Below are 16,020 nucleotides of genomic sequence, written 5' to 3' on the forward strand. Positions count from 1 at the left end.
GCTGGGGTGCCGCCTTGCCCACCCTGCCGCCCTTGGCGGCAGATTGCCCGAGGCGGCGGGGGGCGCGGCAGATTGCCCGAGGCGGCGGGGGCGCGGCAGATTGCCCGAGGCGGGGGCTGCCGGTCAGTTCTCCAGGTGTTGGCCTCGGAGCATGAACCAGGCTGCCACTGATGTCGCCAGGAGGACCGCCGCGCCGACGCCCGCCGCGACCTGGAGGCCGTCGACGAAGGCGCCCTGGGCCGATGTCAGCAGTTCGTGGGCCTGGGCCGCCGGGAGCGCCGAGGCCGATTCGACCGCGCCGCCCAGCGATTCGTGGGCGGCCGACGCCACGTCCGCCGGGGTGCCCGCGGGGGCGGTGAAGCTCGCGTAGACGCCCGTGACGATCGAGCCGAGCAGGGCGATGCCGAGGGCCGCGCCGAGTTCGTACGCCGTCTCGGAGACCGCGGACGCCGCGCCCGCCTGCTCCTTGGGGACGCTGGAGAGGATCACGTCGGCCGTCACCGTGAAGGAGAAGCCGGCGCCGACGCCGACGACCAGCAGGACGGTGCCGAGCAGCGGGTAACCCGTCGACCGGCTCAGGGTCGTGAGCGCGGCGAGGGCCAGGCCCACCGCCGCCAGCCCGCCCGCCACCACGACGCGCACCGAGAAGCGGCGCGCCACGAATCCGGCGATCAGGCCCGCGCCCACGGCACCCACGGCGGCCGGGAGTTCGGCCAGGCCCGCCTCGAACGGCCTGCGTCCCTGGACCAGTTGGAGGAACTGGGACAGGAAGAAGATCAGGCCCGCGAGGCCCAGGATGGTCAGCAGGTCGGCGAGGACGGCACCGGAGAAGCCGCGGTTGCGGAACAGCCGCATGTCCAGCAGCGGCGAGGCGAGGGTGAGTTGGCGCCGGACGAAGGTGACCAGGGCCGCCACGCCGACGACCGCCGCACCCGCGACCTCCCAGCTGACGCCGTGCGCGGCCGCCTCCTTGATCGCGTAGACGACACCGATCATGCCGATCAGGGAGAGGCCGACGCTGGGCAGGTCCCAGGGGCCCGGGACCGGGTTCTTCGACTCGGGGATGAGCTTCGCGCCGACGACGACCAGGACCGCCATCACGGGGAGGTTGATCAGGAAGACCGAGCCCCACCAGAAGTGCTCCAGCAGGAAGCCGCCGACGACCGGGCCGACCGCCGCGCCCGCCGAGGCCATGGCGCCCCAGATGCCGACGGCCAGCGAGCGCTCGCGCGGGTCGTGGAAGATGTTGCGGATCAGGGCGAGGGTCGAGGGCATGAGCGTGGCGCCCGCGACACCCAGGAGGGCGCGCGCCAGGATCATCATCTCCGGCGTCGTCGCGTACGCGTTGAGCACCGAGACAGCGCCGAACGCGACGGCGCCCGTCAGCAGCAGCTTCTTGCGGCCGATGCGGTCGCCGAGGCTGCCCATGGAGACGAGGAGTCCGGCGATGACGAACGAGTAGACGTCGCCGATCCACAGCAGCTGGGTGCCGGACGGCTTCAGGTCCTCACTGATGTACGGGGTCGCGAGTCCGAGGACCGTCGCGTCCACGGCGACGAGCAGCACGGCGAGCACGAGGACGCAGAGGGCGAGCCACCGGCCGGGGCGCGACACCACCTCCGCCGCGGGGGTGCGCTGGTGTGTGCTGGTCATGGTTCCACTCTCCGTCGTGCGCCGCCGAGCAGCAGCTCGGCGATCATGTATGAGAAGTCCTTGGCCGCGACGCGGCCGTCCTGTACGGCCCAGGCGCCGCTGCCGATGAGGCCGTAGAGCGCCTCGCAGAGCCAGGCCGGTGTCAGGTCGATGCGGAACTCGCCCGCTTCCTGGCCGCGCCGGAACAGCGCCGCCATGCGGCCGTCGAGCCGCTCCCAGCCCGCGTTCTGCCCCTCGCCCTCGAAGAGCTGGTTCTCCGTGGTGAGGAAGGCGAGCAGCGGGGCCGCCGGCTCCATCTCCCGGATCAGGCGGCGCAGCGCGTCCTCGGCCGGGCCCTCGTCGAGCCGGGCCAGGTCGAGCGCCGTCTCGCACTCCTGGATACCGAGGCTCTCCAGGGCGCGGACGAGGGCGTCGCGGCCCGCGAAGTGGCGGTGCAGGGTCGCGCGGCTGATGCCGGCGGCCCGGGCCACCTCGTCCATCGTGGCGGTGGACTTGCGGGTGAGCAGGGCGGCGGCGCTGCGCAGCACCTGTTCGCGATCGACAGACATGAGACAAGAATAGACCACGTGAGACATTGATGTCTCATTCTTACGTCGCACAAACGATGAAGGTGACTCCGGTGGCCCGGCCGCTCACCCGGTGTTACCACTGGCAGGACGGAGCGACTCTCGGAGGTACGGGCATGGGGTGCTGCATCTTCGCGGCGATGGCGGCGATCGGGCCGCGCGTCGCCCTGGCGATCACATGGCTCTTCACGAACCTCGTGGACCGGGCGTTCACCGGCGTGCTGATGCCGCTGCTCGGCCTGGTCTTCCTGCCGTGGACGACGCTGGGGTACGTGTTCGCGTACGCGCCCGTGGCCGGGGTGCGCGGCATCGGCTGGCTGGTCGTGCTGATCGGGCTGCTGATGGACCTGTCGAGCTACGGCGGCGGGGCGAAGGCCCGGCGCTGATCGGCCGGCGGCCACGACGGCAAGGGCCCGGTTCGTCCTCGTACGGACGAACCGGGCCCTTGGCCGTGGGGACGGGTCGGTGCGCTACTTCTTGGCGTCGGCCCAGGCGCGCTGGACGCCGAGGTCCTGCTTGAGCTCGGCGAGCTGGACGGCGACGGCGCTGGGGGCGGTGCCGCCGCGGCCGTCGCGGGAGGCGAGGGCGCCCGGCACGTTCAGGACCGTGCGGACCTCGGGCGTGAGGTGCTCGGAGATCTTCGCGAACTGCTCGTCGGTGAGCCCGTCGAGCTCCTTGCCCTCGGACTCGGCGACCTTGACGCACTCACCGGCGACCTCGTGGGCGACGCGGAACGGCACGCCCTGCTTCACCAGCCACTCGGCGATGTCGGTGGCCAGCGAGAACCCGGCCGGGGCCAGCTCCTCCATGCGCTCCCGGTTGACCGCGAGAGTGGCCATCATGCCGGTGAAGGCCGGGAGCAGGAGGCGGAGCTGGTCGCAGGAGTCGAAGACCGGCTCCTTGTCCTCCTGGAGGTCGCGGTTGTAGGCGAGGGGCAGCGCCTTGAGCGTCGCCATCAGGCCCGTCAGGTTACCGATGAGGCGGCCGGACTTGCCGCGGGCCAGCTCGGCGATGTCGGGGTTCTTCTTCTGCGGCATGATCGACGAGCCGGTGGAGAAGGCGTCGTGGAGGGTGACGAAGGAGAACTCCTTCGTGTTCCACAGGATGATCTCCTCGGCGATCCGGGAGATGTTCACGCCGATCATCGCGGTGATGAAGGTGAACTCGGCGACGAAGTCGCGCGAGGCCGTGCCGTCGATGGAGTTGCCGGCCGAGCCGTGCTCGAAGCCGAGGTCGCGGGCGACCGCCTCCGGGTCGAGGCCGAGCGAGGAGCCGGCGAGGGCGCCCGAGCCGTAGGGCGAGACGGCCGTGCGCTCGTCCCACTGCCGCAGCCGCTCCGCGTCCCGGGACAGCGCCTGGACATGGGCGAGGACGTGGTGGGCGAAGAGCACCGGCTGGGCGTGCTGGAGGTGGGTGCGGCCGGGCATCGCGGTGTCCGGGTGCGCCTCGGCGAGGCCGACGAGGGCCTCCTGGAGGTCGGCGATCAGGCCGCCGATGACCCGGGCCTCGTCACGCAGGTACATCCGGAAGAGGGTCGCCACCTGGTCGTTGCGGGAGCGGCCGGCGCGCAGCTTGCCGCCGAGGTCGGCGCCGAGGCGCTCCAGGAGGCCGCGCTCCAGGGCGGTGTGCACGTCCTCGTCGGCGATGGTGCCGACGAAGGAGCCGTCCGCGACATCGGCCTCGAGCCGGTCGAGACCCGCGATCATGCGCGTGAGCTCGTCGTCGGTGAGCAGGCCCGCCTTGTTGAGCACGCGCGCGTGGGCGCGGGAGCCCGCGATGTCGTACGGCGCCAGGCGCCAGTCGAAGTGGACGGAGGCGGAGAGTTTCGCCAGGGCCTCGGCGGGGCCGTCGGCGAACCGGCCGCCCCAGAGGCGGACATCGCCGGTGTTGCTGCTCACGTGCTCTGCTCCTCAAGCCGGTGGGTGTCATGCATGATTATGCAAGGTTCCGCATGAATCGTCAATCGTGACCGGGTGAGACCCGGTATCCCATCATGCGGGACGGATCTGTCCAACATGTGATCACTTCGCCATACTCCCCGCATGGGAAAAAGCTACGAGAGCATCGACGGCCGGCTGCGCGCCTTCATCGAGTCCCAGCCTCTTTTCTTCACCGCCACGGCCCCGCTGGCCGGCGACGGCACGGTGAACCTCTCCCCCAAGGGCCTCAAAGGGTCGTTCGCCGTCCTCGACGCCCACACCGTGGCCTACCTCGACTTCGCGGGCTCCAACGCCGAGACCATCGCGCACCTGCGCGAGAACGGCCGGATCACCCTCATGTGGTGCGCCTTCTAGGTGCGCCTTCTAGGGGCCGCCGACCATCGTCCGGGTGCACGGTCGCGGCGAGCCCGTCTTCCGCGACGACCCGCGCTTCGACGACCTCCTCGGGCACTTCGACGCCATCGACCCGACGCGCAACGGACTGCGCGCGATCATCCTCGTACAGGCCGAACTCGTCCGGGACACCTGCGGTTACGCCGTCCCCTTCATGACGTACGACGAGGAACGCACCCTGCACGGGGACTTCTTCGCGCGCAAGGACGACGCCGGGCTCGACGCGTACTTCCAGAAGAAGGAGTACATCGGAACCAGCCTGGACGGCCTTCCGGGGCTGCCGTTGCCGCTGCCGCCCGCTACCTTCTGACCCATGCGTCCTTTACGAGCAGGTATCGCCTTCGCTGTCACGTTCTGCGCCGTGCTCGGCGGTGCGCCGTCCGCGAGTGCCGCCGCCCCGCTGCCCGCCCGGATGGCGGACACCGGCGGCGGCAGCCAGCTGATCACCGCCGAGGCGCCCCGCGCGTCCGCCACGTCCGGGACCGTCACCTGGTGGGACCGGCGCGCCGACGGCCGCTGGGTGAAGGCCGGTTCGGCGCCCGCGCGGTTCGGGGCGAAGGGGCTCGTGGCGGGGAGCAGCCGCGAGCAGGGCACGAACACCACCCCGGCCGGGCTCTACGACCTCCCCTTCGCCTTCGGCACCGAGAAGGCGCCGGGCGGTGCGTCGGTGACGTACCGGCGGGTGCGGAACTCCTCCTGGTGGTGCCAGGACAACAAGTCCCGCTCCTACAACCGCTGGACGCAGCCCCGTCCGGCCGACTGCCGGGCGTCGGAGTCCGAGCACCTCGCCGACTACGGCACGCAGTACGCGCACGCCCTGGTGATCGGCTTCAACTACGACCGCCCGGTGCGCGGCCGCGGCGCCGGGATCTTCCTGCACGTCAACGGGCGGGCGGCGACGGCCGGTTGTGTGTCCGTGCCGAAGGACGCCGTGCGGCGGCTCCTGACGTGGGTGCGGCCGGGGCGGGCGCCGCACATCGCGATCGGGACGACGGGCGGGGCGACGGCGATCACGAAGTACTGATCACTCGTCGGCGGTGTCCCGGGGCAGCCGGACGGTGAACCCGGTCGCCCCGGGTCCGCTGTCCAGCGTGACCGAACCGCCGTGCGCCTGCGCGACCCCGGCGACGATGGACAGGCCGAGGCCGGTGCCGCCGCCCTCGCCGCGCCGCCGCTCGCCGTGGACGAACCGCTCGAAGAGCGTGTCCCTGATCCCGGCCGGGATGCCCGGGCCGTCGTCGGCCACGGTGAGCAGCACCGCGTCCGGGCCGCCCGTGAGGGAGACCGTGACCTCGGTGCCGGGCGGGGTGTGCAGCCGGGCGTTGGCCAGGAGGTTGGCCAGGAGCTGGTGGAGGCGGTGGGTGTCGCCGGTGACGGTGAGCGGTTCCTCGGGCAGCCGCAGCGACCAGCGGTGTCCCGGTCCCGCCGCGCGGGCGTCGGCGACCGCGTCGAGGACGAGCCGGGTCAGGTCGACCGGTGCGCGCTCCAGGGGGCGCCCCGCGTCGAGGCGGGCGAGCAGCAGCAGGTCGTCGACCATCGCGCCCATCCGGCCGGATTCGGCGGTGATCCGTTCCAGCGCCCGGGTCACCTCGGGCGGGACCGGCCCCGGGTGCAGCAGCGCGAGTTCGGCGTGGCCGCGGATCGCCGCGACGGGGGTGCGCAGTTCGTGGCTGGCGTCGGCGGAGAAGCTGCGCAGCCGCTCCTCGCTGCGCTGGCGCTGGGTGAGCGCCTTCTCGACATGTCCGAGCATGCCGTTGAAGGCGCGGGTGAGCCGACCGATCTCGCTCTCGGGAGGCAGGGTCTCGGGCGCCCGGGCGGGCAGCGCCACCGCGCCGCTGGCCAGCGGCAGTTCGCTGACCCGGGCGGCGGTGGCGGCGACCCGGTTGAGCGGACGCAGCGACCAGCGCACCCACAGGGCGCCCGCGATCCCGGTGACCGCGAGCGCGATGCCGAAGACGACGCCCGAGACGAGTTCGAGCCGGTGGACAGTGGCCCGGACGGGTTCCAGCGGGAGGCCGGTGAGCAGGACGTCGCCGTCGCGGCCCGGTGCGGCGACGACCCGGTACTCGCCGAGCGCGGACAGGGCGACGGAGTGACCGGCGCCGTCGGCGGGGACGGCGGCGAGCCGCTTCTCGTCGGCCGTGCTCAGCGGCGCCGACTGGTCGCTCGCGTCGGCGCCCGAGCGGACCAGTCCGGCCCGGGTGACGGTCCCGTCGACGAGGCAGACGCCGAGGGTGCCGGCGGTCTGGCGGCGGGTGTCGCCGTGCTCGTCGCCGTCGTGGTCGTTCCGGCCGACCGTGCCGCCCCGGTGCTCGATGCTGGCCGGATAGGCGCTGCCCGCGTCCTGCAACTGCTGGTCGAGGCGGGAGGTGAGGAAGCCGCCCAGTTCGAGGACGGCCACGACGCCGACCGCGGCGCAGCTGACCGCGAGCAGCACGACGAGCCCCGCGGTGAGCCGTCCGCGCAGGGTGCGCGGCGCTCGCGGCCACCTCACCGGGGCACCGGCTTGAGCAGGTAACCGGCGCCCCGCACCGTATGGATCATGGGCTCCCGGCCCGCGTCGATCTTCCGGCGCAGATACGAGATGTACAGCTCGACGACGTGCGCCTGACCGCCGAAGTCGTAGGACCAGACGAGGTCGAGGAGCTGGGCCTTGCTCAGCACGCGGCGCGGGTTGCGCATCAGGCAGCGCAGCAGCTGGAACTCGGTCGGGGACAGCTCGACCGGCTCGCCGGCCCGGGTCACCTCGTGGGCGTCCTCGTCCATCTCCAGGTCGCCGACGGTGAGCAGGGCGGACGCGGCCCGCTCCCGGGTCATCCCGGCGCGGCGCAGCAGCCCGCGCACCCGGGCGACCAGTTCGGCCAGCGCGAACGGCTTCGTCACGTAGTCGTCGCCGCCCGCGGTGATCCCCGCGATGCGGTCCTCGACGGTGTCCCGGGCGGTCAGGAACAGCACGCACACGTGCGGCTGGGCGGCGCGCAGTTCGCGCAGCACGGACAGGCCGTCGCGGTCCGGGAGCATGATGTCGAGGACCACGGCGTCGGGCCGGAAGCCGAGGGCCTCGGCCACGGCCGCGCGGGCGGTCGCGGCGGAGCGCACCTCCCAGCCCTCGTACCGCAGGGCACCGGTGACGACCTCGGCGAGGTCCGGCTCGTCGTCGACGACGAGCACCCGCACGGGGGTGCCGTCGGGCCGGGTCAGGGCGGCGGGGCGTTGGCTCATGGTGGTACCAGATTCTCCCGGTCGTCTCTGAGTTTCCTCTGAGAAACCCCGCCCGGATCCCGGTGGGGTCGCTCTCGCGGGTCATGCTCAGAGCCCGTTCAGAAGTTCGCCCCGCACAGTGGCACCTCCGAACCGCCGTGAGGAGGCCCCATGGTCACCGCGACCCGCATCCCGCCCCCGATGCGCCACCGCACGCCGGCCGCCGGGCCGCGCCGCTCCCCCGCGGTGCCCCTGCTGACCGCGGCCTGGGCGGGCGGCTGCGCCGTGCTCGGGCTGTGGTGGGCCGACACCGGCTCCGTGATCGGCGCGGCTGGCTGGCTGAACGGCTCCGGGCGGATCACCGGCCTGCTGTGCGGCTACATGTGCGCGCTGCTGGTCGCGCTGATGGCCCGTACACCCTGGCTGGAGCGCGGTGTCGGCAGCGACCGCGCGGTGCGCTGGCACGCCTCGGCGGGCCGGTGGACGGTCGGGCTGCTGCTCGCCCACACGGTGCTGATCACGCTCGGGTACGCGGCGCAGGCGCACGACAACGCCGTGCGCGAGTTCCTGACGATCACCCTGGACCTGCCGGAGATGCTGAAGGGCGCGCTGGGCGCGGCGATCCTGCTGACGGTCGGCTTCGTGTCGGCGCGGGCGGTGCGACGCCGGATGCGGTACGAGACCTGGTACTACCTGCATCTGCTCACCTACGGCGCGGTCTTCCTGGCGTTCTGGCACCAACTGGCGCTCGGCGCCGACTTCGTGGGCAACGCCGCCGCGCGGGCCGCCTGGTACGCGCTGTACGCGGGTGCCGCCGGGCTGGTGCTGTGGTTCCGGGTGCTGGTGCCGGTGCGGCTGAACCTGCGGCACCGGCTGCGCGTCGAGGCCGTGGTGCCGGAGGCGCCCGGGGTGCACTCGGTGTGGGTGCGCGGCCGGCACCTGGAGCGGCTGGGTGCCCGGCCGGGGCAGTTCCTCCGCTGGCGGTTCCTCTCCCCGGGGCTGTGGCACACCTCGCACCCGTACTCGCTGTCCGCGCCGCCGCGCCCCGATCTGCTGCGGATCACCGTGAAGGCGCTGGGCGACCACAGCGCGGCGGTGCCGACGGTGCGGCGCGGCACCCGGGTGTGGGCGGAGGGCCCGTACGGGGCGCTGACCGCGGACCGGCGGCGCCGACGCAAGGTGCTGCTGCTCGCCGGAGGCACCGGGATCACCCCGCTGCGCGCCCTCTTCGAGACGCTGCCCGCCGCGCCCGGCGACCTCACCCTGCTCTACCGGGGGCGCAGCGCCGAGGAGTTGGCGCTGCGGCACGAACTGGAGGCGATAGCCGGCCGGCGCGGGGCGCGGCTGCTGTACGCGCTGAACGCGCCGGACGGGAGCCGCGTCCCGATCACCGCCGACCGGCTGCGGGCGACGCTCCCCGACATCGCGGAGCACGACGTGTTCCTGTGCGGGCCGCGGCCGCTGTCGGTCGCCGCGTACGACGCCCTGCGGGCGGCCGGGGTGCCCGCGTCCCGCATCCACGACGAGTCCTTCGAGTTCTGAGGAGCGTGCGCCGCGCCATGAAGACCCATCCGCTCCGCCGCACGGTGCTCACCTGCGCCGCGACCGTCACGGTGACCGTGCTGGCGCTCGCGCTGAAGCCGCACGGGGTGACGGTGACCGCCGCGCCCGCGGGTCCGGCGCCGTCCAGCGCCGGCTCCGGCGGTTCGTCCAGCGCCAGCTCCGGCGGTTCGTCGGGCGGCGCCTCCGGCGCGTCGGCGTCCGCCACCCGTACCGTCACGGGCGACACCGTGCGGACCCGCTACGGCCCCGTCCAGGTCGAACTCACCCTGGAAGGCTCGAAGATCACGGCGGCGCGGGCCGTGCGCACGCCCGCCGACGAGCCGCGCAGTCGGCAGATCAGCGGCTCGGCCGTGCCGACGCTGGTCCAGGAGACGCTCGCCGCGCAGAGCGCGCGGATCGACACTGTCTCGGGCGCCACCTTCACCAGCGAGGGTTACATCTCCTCGCTGCAGAGCGCGCTGGACCGGGCCCGTGGGTGACGCGGGCGCGGGCCTGCACCGGGTGGTGCGCACGATGGGCACGGTGTTCTCGTTCACGGTGCGGGACTCCCCGACTCCCCCGCTGCGCAGGGCACTCGACGACGCCGAGGCGCTGCTCCACCATGTGGACCGGGTGTTCTCCACCTACCGGGAGGACAGCGCGGTCAGCGCCCTGGTCCGCGGTGAGCGGGTGCCCGACGCCTGGTGGCCCGAGGTGGACGAGGTCCTCGAACTGTGCGCGCGGGCCGAACGCGAGAGCGAGGGCTGGTTCTCGGCGCGGCACTCGGCTGCGCTCGATCCGAGCGGTGTGGTGAAGGGGTGGGCGGTGGAGCGGGCGGCGCGGCTGCTGTGCGACGCGGGCGCCGCGGCGGTGTGCGTGAACGGCGGCGGTGACGTCCAGCTCCACGGCGGGCCCTGGCGGGTCGGCATCGCCCATCCGCTGGAGCCCGGCGCGGTGGCGGCCGTCGTCGCCTCGGCCGCGGGCGCGCTCGCGGTGGCCACGTCCGGCACCGCCGAGCGCGGCTGCCACATCGTCGACCCGCACACCGGACGCCCGCCGGACGGCGCCCCGGCCTCGCTGACGGTGGTGTACCCCGGCCTGACCCGCGCGGATACCGTGGCGACGGCGGCGTACGCGCGCGGAGCGGGCGCCCGGGCCTGGCTGGAACTACTGCCGGACGTTGCGGCGTTCGCCGTGGACGCGGACGGGACGACCTGGACGACGGGCCGTTTCGACACCGGTCGCGACACCGACCACGGCAACGGCCGCGAGACCGGTCGCGAGACCGGTCAAAAATAAGATGTAAGGACCACATAGCGAGACGCGGTTGCACGGTCCCGCCGTCGCGGCGTTGCATCGCCCGGTGCCAAGCGAAACCGAAACCCCCACACAGAGCACGTCGACCGACCGCGCCGCCCGCCTCGCGGTGACCGTCTTCCCCGTGCTCGTCCTCGTCGCGGGCGCGCTGGGGCTCCTGCTGCCGGACGCGTTCGCGGACTTCACGACCGATGTGCCGTACCTGCTGGGCGTGGTCATGTTCTGCATGGGGCTGACCATGAGCCTCGGCGACTTCAAGGGCGTCGCCCAGCGGCCGTGGGCGGTCGGCATCGGGCTCGTCGCGCACTACGTGATCATGCCGGGGCTCGGCTGGCTGATCGCCAACCTCCTCGATCTGTCGCCGCAGCTCGCGGCGGGCGTGATCCTCGTCGGCTGCGCGCCCAGCGGCACGGCGTCGAACGTCGTGACCTACCTCGCGCGCGGCGACGTCGCGCTCTCCGTGTCGGTCGCGACCGTCTCCACCGTCCTCGCGCCGCTCGTCACCCCGCCGCTGACGCTGCTCCTTGCCGGTGAGTACCTGCCGGTCGACGCGGGCTCGATGGTGACGGACATCCTCAAGACCGTGCTGCTGCCGGTGCTCGCGGGCCTCGTCGTGCGGCTGCTGTTCGGGCGGTACGTGGACCGGGTGCTGAGCGCGCTGCCCTGGCTGTCCGCGCTGACGGTCTCCGTGATCGTCGCGGTGGTCGTGGCGGGCAGCGCCGCCGCGATCAAGTCGGCGGCGGCCGTGGTGCTGCTGGCCGTCGTGCTGCACAACGGGCTCGGCCTCGCGCTCGGCTACGGCGCGGGGAAGGTCGCCCGGCTCGGGAAGCCCGCGTCGCGCGCGATGGCCTTCGAGGTGGGCATGCAGAACTCCGGGCTGGCCGCCTCCCTCGCGACCGCCCACTTCAGCCCCCTGGCCGCGCTGCCCGCGGCCGTGTTCTCGGTCTGGCACAACGTGTCCGGCGCGCTCGTGGCGGCCTGGATGTCGTACCGGTCCAGGGCCGAGCGCATCGGCTGATCCGGGCGCGCGCCCGCCCACCCCGCGAGAAGCCGACCCGTTCCGTACCGAATTCCTCACTGGACAGGTATGGACAGGTCGGCTTTCGCGTGTCTAACTTCTAGACATGCCTGGACAGGTTCACAAGCATCATCACGTCGCCCGCGTTCTCGCCGACGAGATCCGCGCGGGCGTGCACACCGGCGGCAGCAAACTGCCCGGCGAGCACGCCCTGCGGGAGCGGTTCGGGGTCAGCCGCACCACCGTGCGGCAGGCCCTCGGGGTCCTCGGCGAGCAGGGGCTCATCGAGACGCACGCCGGGATCGGCTCGATCGTCACCTTCGACGGTACGCCGCTCGACCAGCGTCTCGGCTGGACCAGGGCGCTCGCCGCGCAGGGCACCGAGCTGACCACGCGCGTGCTGCGCCTCGAGCGGATCAGGGACGCGGCGCTGGCCGCCGAACTCGGCCTGGAAAGCGACGAGTTCACCGCCCTGGACCGGGTGCGGCAGCTGCCGGACGGGCAGGGCGTCTCGCTGGAGTTCAGCCGCGTCCCCGCCGTGGGGCCGCTGGCGGACCTGGCCGAGCGCGGCCTCGACGGCGGCTCCCTGAGCCGCACGCTCACCGCGGCGGGCCGGATCCCCGACTCGGCCGAGGCGCACATAGCCGTCGCCGGGCTCAAGGAGAACGACTCCGCCGCCCTGCGCCGCTCCCCCGGTGAGCCCTTTCTCCGTGTCGCCCAGGTGTTCCGCGACGCGGCGGGCGGCGTGGTCGAGCAGGTGACGAGCCTGCTCGATCCCGCCCGGTTCCAACTGCACGTACGTACCGGCCGAGGAGACCAGCCGTGACACCCGCAACACCCGAAACATCTCAGCTCGACCGCGCCCTCGGCGCCTTCCACGGCCTCGCGCTCGGCGACGCCCTCGGCATGCCGACGCAGGTCATGTCCCGGGCCGACGTCGTCCGCGTGTACGGCACCCTCGACGGCTTCGAGCCGGCGCTGCCGGACAACCCGGTGAGCGCGGGGATGCCCGCCGGATCCGTCACGGACGACACCGACCAGGCGGTCATCGTGGCGCGGCTGATCGTCGAGGGCGGCGGGCACGTCGACCCGCTGCGATTCGCCGAGGAACTCCTCGCCTGGGAGCGGGAGATGAAGGCCAAGGGGTCGTTCGACCTGCTCGGCCCGTCGACCAAGGCGGCCCTCGACGCCGTGGCCCGGGGCACCGACCCCAAGGAGGCCGGGAAGTACGGCACGACGAACGGCGCCGCGATGCGGGTCACCCCGGTCGGCATCGCCTTCCGCTGCGACGACACCGAGACGTTCCTGGACCGGGTCGTCGAGTCCTGCCAGGTCACGCACGACACCACCATCGGCATCGCGGGCGCGGCGGCGGTCGCGGCCGCGGTCTCCACCGGCGTCGCGGGCGGCACCCTCGACCAGGTCTTCGACGCCGCGATCAGCGCGTCCGCCGCCGGGGCCCGGCGCGGCAACTGGATCGCGGGCGCCAGCATCTCGGCGCGCATCGGCTGGGCGCGCGAGCTCGTCGCCGGTCTCGACGAGGCGGCGGCGCTGGACCGGATCGACGCGCTGATCGGCACCAGCGTCGCCAGCCAGGAGTCGGTGCCCGCCGCCTTCGCCGTGCTCGCGCTGACCGGCGGCGACCCGTGGCGCTCCGCGCTGCTGGCCGCGAACCTCGGCGGCGACAGCGACACGATCGGCGCCATCGCGGGCGCGATCGCCGGTTCCGTGCACGGCCTCGGCGCCCTGCCCGCCGACGCCGTACGCACTCTGCGCGAGGTCAACTCCCTCGAACTGGAGCCGCTGACCCGGCAGTTGCTCACCCACCGCGCCTGACACCCACCGCCCGCACAGAGATCATTCCCGCACCTGAGCAAGGAGGTTCCGCGATGGCCGCTTCGACGAAGAACGACCGCGTCGGCACCGTGGAGACCCGAGGGATCGAACCGGTCCCCGACGACGAACGGCACGGACACGCGAGCCAGATGTTCTGGACGTGGTTCGCCGCGAACATCTCGATCCTCGGGCTGCCGCTCGGCGCGACGCTCGTCGCCTTCCGCGGTCTGAACATCTGGCAGGCCGTGCTCGTCGCGGTCGTCGGCGCGGTCGGTTCGTTCGCCCTGGTCGGCGCGCTCAGCCTGGCCGGGAAGAAGGGCGGCGCGCCCGCCCTGACGCTGTCGCGGGCGGTGTTTGGGCAGCGCGGCAACCACGGGCCGACGCTGGTGACGTGGCTGAGCCGGGTGGGCTGGGAGACGATCTCGACCACCACGGCCGCGTACGCGCTGCTCGCCCTCCTCAACACCTTGTTCGGGTTCGGCCAGGGCACCGTGCTCACCCTGATCTGCCTGCTGGTCTTCATCGCCTGCACGCTGCTGATCAGCGGTCTCGGGCACGCCACGATCATGTGGATCAACAAGTGGGCGACGGTCGGCTTCGGCGTCCTGAACCTGATCGTGATGGGCTTCCTCGTCGCCACGGTCGACTGGCGGAAGGTGCTCGACGCGCCCGCGGGACAGTCCAGCGCGGTCGTCGCCGGCATCGGGTTCATCGCCTCGGGCACCGGCATCGGCTGGGCCAACGCCGGTGCGGACTACGCCCGTTACCTGCCCCGGGCCATTCCCGGCGGGCGGCTCGTGCGCGCCTCGGCCTTCGGGGCCGGCATCCCGCTGGTGCTGCTGATCTCGCTGGGCTCGCTGCTCACGGCCGGCGACTCCTCGCTCGCGACCTCCTCGGACCCGGTCTCGGCGATCAACGCGATGCTGCCGTCGTGGATGGCGGTCCCGTACCTGATCGCGGCCTTCGGCGGACTGCTGATGTCCAACCACCTGTCCACGTACTCGGCCGGCCTGACGATGATCACGCTCGGTCTGCGGGTGCCGCGCGCGTGGGCGGTCTGCGTCGACGTCGTCCTGATGTTCCTCGGCGGCATCTACTTCATGCTGATCGCCGGTGACTTCTACGGCCCGTTCACTACGTTCCTGACGCTGCTCGCGGTGCCGATCTCGGCGTGGATCGGTGTGATCGTCGTCGACATGCTGCGCGGCCGCCAGTACGACTCCGCGGCGCTGATGGACACCGGGCGCGGCAGCCGTTACTGGTACCGCGGCGGCTTCCATCCGCCCGCCGTCGCCGCCTGGGTGGTGGCGATCGTGGCCGGTCTGCTGTTCACGACGGCCGCGACGAGCGCGGACGACGTGTGGTTCAAGGGGCCGCTCGCCACGTCCTGGCTCGGCACGAACGGCCTCGGCTGGCTCGTCGCCATCGTCGTGGGCGCGGCGGTGTACGCGGTCCTCGGCCGCCGCTCACCGGTGACCGTCGACGCGGCCCCTGCCCCCACCGCTCTCGAGGAGGCCACCCGATGACCGCCCCCGCATCCCGTGTCGTGCTCGCAGGGAACGTCATCGCCGACCTGGTCGTCGACGTGCCCGCCCTCCCGGAGCGCGGCGGTGATGTCATCGGCACGCGTACGGAGCTGTACGCGGGCGGCGGCTTCAACGCCCTGACCGCCGCGCGCCGCCTGGGCGCGGAGGCGGTGTACGCGGGGCTGCACGGCACCGGCCCGTACGGCGACCTGGTGCGTGCCTCGCTCGCCGCCGAGGGCATCGGCACCGTGCTGGACGCGCGCTCCGACGGCGACACCGGGTTCTGCGTGGCCCTGGTCGACGACGGCGGCGAGCGGACGTTCGTGACGAGCTTCGGCGTCGACGCGCGGATGACGCCGGACGAGGCGGCGACGGTCTCCGGCGCCGTGCGCCCCGGCGACCTCGTGCAGGTCTCCGGGTACGGGCTGGTGATGGAGGTCAACGGGCCGCTGCTCGCCGGGATCGTGGCGGGTCTCGCGGACGACGTACGGGTGTGCCTGGACCCGGGGCCGCTGGTGGCGGACATCCCGGCCGGGGTGCTCGGCCCGGTGCTCGCCCGCACCGACTGGCTGAGCTGCAACGCGCGCGAGGCCGGGCTGATGGCCGGCGTGGCCGGGCCGCGGGCCGCGGCCGAGGTGCTGCGCGGGCGGCTGCGGGCCGGGGCGGGTGTCCTGGTACGGGCCGACAAGGACGGCTGCTGGGTGGCTCCGCCCGGATCGGGGGACGTGGTGCACGTCGCCGGGTTCGCCGTGGACGCGGTCGACAGCAATGGGGCCGGGGACGCGCACGTCGGGGCGTTCCTGGCGCTGCTGGGGCGCGGGGTGCCGGCGGTCGAGGCGGCTCGGGGGGCCAATGCCGCTGCCGCGCTGGCCGTTACTCGCAGGGGGCCCGCGACCGGGCCCACCCGGGGGGAGCTGGCCGAGTTCGTCGGGGCCCGCCTGGCCGGTGCGCTCGGGCTGTTGTAGCGCCCCCGGCGATTGAGCTGAGGTCACGGGGCTCTGCCCCGGACCCCGCTCCTCAATCGCCGG

15 protein-coding genes and 1 pseudogene are annotated in these 16,020 nt (G+C 73.3%); 11 read left to right on the forward strand and 5 right to left on the reverse strand.

Annotated elements, in window-relative coordinates; translation table 11 throughout:
- Positions 1-123: 123 nt before the first annotated feature.
- Both ABII15_RS07095 and ABII15_RS07100 read right to left on the reverse strand, forming a co-directional pair.
- The gene (locus tag ABII15_RS07095) at positions 124-1,653 is read right to left on the reverse strand and encodes an MFS transporter (RefSeq protein ID WP_353941408.1); all 1,530 of its coding nucleotides are present in this window, start codon (positions 1,651-1,653) and stop codon (positions 124-126) included.
- A complete protein-coding gene (locus ABII15_RS07100; protein WP_353941409.1) occupies positions 1,650-2,201 on the reverse strand; it encodes a helix-turn-helix domain-containing protein in 552 nt (183 codons plus the stop codon). The genes ABII15_RS07095 and ABII15_RS07100 overlap by 4 nt, the downstream gene beginning before the upstream one ends.
- Before the next feature lie 134 nt (positions 2,202-2,335).
- Between ABII15_RS07100 and ABII15_RS07105 the strand changes: the two genes are divergently transcribed.
- Positions 2,336-2,605: a hypothetical protein gene (locus ABII15_RS07105; protein ID WP_353941410.1), complete on the forward strand. Its 270-nt coding sequence runs from the start codon at positions 2,336-2,338 to the stop codon at positions 2,603-2,605.
- Positions 2,606-2,689: 84 nt separating this feature from the next.
- On the opposite strand, the gene argH is transcribed toward ABII15_RS07105, so the two are convergent.
- Positions 2,690-4,117: an argininosuccinate lyase gene (argH, locus tag ABII15_RS07110; protein ID WP_353941411.1), complete on the reverse strand. Its 1,428-nt coding sequence runs from the start codon at positions 4,115-4,117 to the stop codon at positions 2,690-2,692.
- Between the two features lie 144 nt (positions 4,118-4,261).
- On the opposite strand from argH, the pseudogene ABII15_RS07115 reads away from it, so the two are divergent.
- Together ABII15_RS07115 and ABII15_RS07120 are read left to right on the forward strand one after the other, a co-directional pair.
- Positions 4,262-4,862, forward strand: a pseudogene (locus ABII15_RS07115) (pyridoxamine 5'-phosphate oxidase family protein).
- Positions 4,863-4,865: 3 nt separating this feature from the next.
- A complete protein-coding gene (locus ABII15_RS07120) occupies positions 4,866-5,576 on the forward strand; it encodes a L,D-transpeptidase family protein (protein WP_353941412.1) in 711 nt (236 codons plus the stop codon).
- On the opposite strand, the gene ABII15_RS07125 is transcribed toward ABII15_RS07120, so the two are convergent.
- Both ABII15_RS07125 and ABII15_RS07130 read right to left on the reverse strand, forming a co-directional pair.
- Positions 5,577-7,046: a HAMP domain-containing sensor histidine kinase gene (locus ABII15_RS07125; protein WP_353941413.1), complete on the reverse strand. Its 1,470-nt coding sequence runs from the start codon at positions 7,044-7,046 to the stop codon at positions 5,577-5,579.
- Positions 7,043-7,774, reverse strand: coding sequence for a response regulator transcription factor (locus ABII15_RS07130; protein WP_353941414.1), 732 nt, complete (start codon positions 7,772-7,774; stop codon positions 7,043-7,045). Before ABII15_RS07130 ends, ABII15_RS07125 begins: the two co-directional genes overlap by 4 nt.
- Before the next feature lie 150 nt (positions 7,775-7,924).
- Here ABII15_RS07130 and ABII15_RS07135 point away from each other — a divergent pair, with 150 nt between their 5' ends.
- The 8 genes from ABII15_RS07135 (at position 7,925) to ABII15_RS07170 (ending at position 15,957) form a co-directional block, all read left to right on the forward strand.
- Positions 7,925-9,295: a ferredoxin reductase family protein gene (locus ABII15_RS07135; RefSeq protein ID WP_353941415.1), complete on the forward strand. Its 1,371-nt coding sequence runs from the start codon at positions 7,925-7,927 to the stop codon at positions 9,293-9,295.
- A gap of 17 nt (positions 9,296-9,312) precedes the next feature.
- A complete protein-coding gene (locus ABII15_RS07140; RefSeq protein ID WP_353941416.1) occupies positions 9,313-9,795 on the forward strand; it encodes an FMN-binding protein in 483 nt (160 codons plus the stop codon).
- A gap of 34 nt (positions 9,796-9,829) precedes the next feature.
- Complete coding sequence (locus ABII15_RS07145; protein WP_353946983.1) at positions 9,830-10,594, forward strand: FAD:protein FMN transferase; 765 nt, start codon at positions 9,830-9,832, stop codon at positions 10,592-10,594.
- Positions 10,595-10,658: 64 nt separating this feature from the next.
- A complete protein-coding gene (locus ABII15_RS07150) occupies positions 10,659-11,630 on the forward strand; it encodes a bile acid:sodium symporter family protein (protein WP_353941417.1) in 972 nt (323 codons plus the stop codon).
- Positions 11,631-11,736: 106 nt separating this feature from the next.
- Positions 11,737-12,456: a GntR family transcriptional regulator gene (locus tag ABII15_RS07155; RefSeq protein WP_353941418.1), complete on the forward strand. Its 720-nt coding sequence runs from the start codon at positions 11,737-11,739 to the stop codon at positions 12,454-12,456.
- Positions 12,453-13,466, forward strand: a complete 1,014-nt coding sequence (locus tag ABII15_RS07160; protein WP_353941419.1) for an ADP-ribosylglycohydrolase family protein — start codon at positions 12,453-12,455, stop codon at positions 13,464-13,466. The genes ABII15_RS07155 and ABII15_RS07160 overlap by 4 nt, the downstream gene beginning before the upstream one ends.
- Before the next feature lie 53 nt (positions 13,467-13,519).
- Entirely contained in the window at positions 13,520-14,992 is a 1,473-nt protein-coding gene (locus tag ABII15_RS07165) for a cytosine permease (protein ID WP_353941420.1), read from the forward strand.
- Positions 14,989-15,957 (forward strand): PfkB family carbohydrate kinase, encoded by a 969-nt coding sequence (locus ABII15_RS07170; protein WP_353941421.1) that lies wholly within the window; start codon positions 14,989-14,991, stop codon positions 15,955-15,957. The genes ABII15_RS07165 and ABII15_RS07170 overlap by 4 nt, the downstream gene beginning before the upstream one ends.
- Positions 15,958-16,020: the final 63 nt, after the last annotated feature.

It is taken from the genome of Streptomyces sp. HUAS MG91, assembly GCF_040529335.1.
Lineage (GTDB): Bacteria > Actinomycetota > Actinomycetes > Streptomycetales > Streptomycetaceae > Streptomyces > Streptomyces tabacisoli.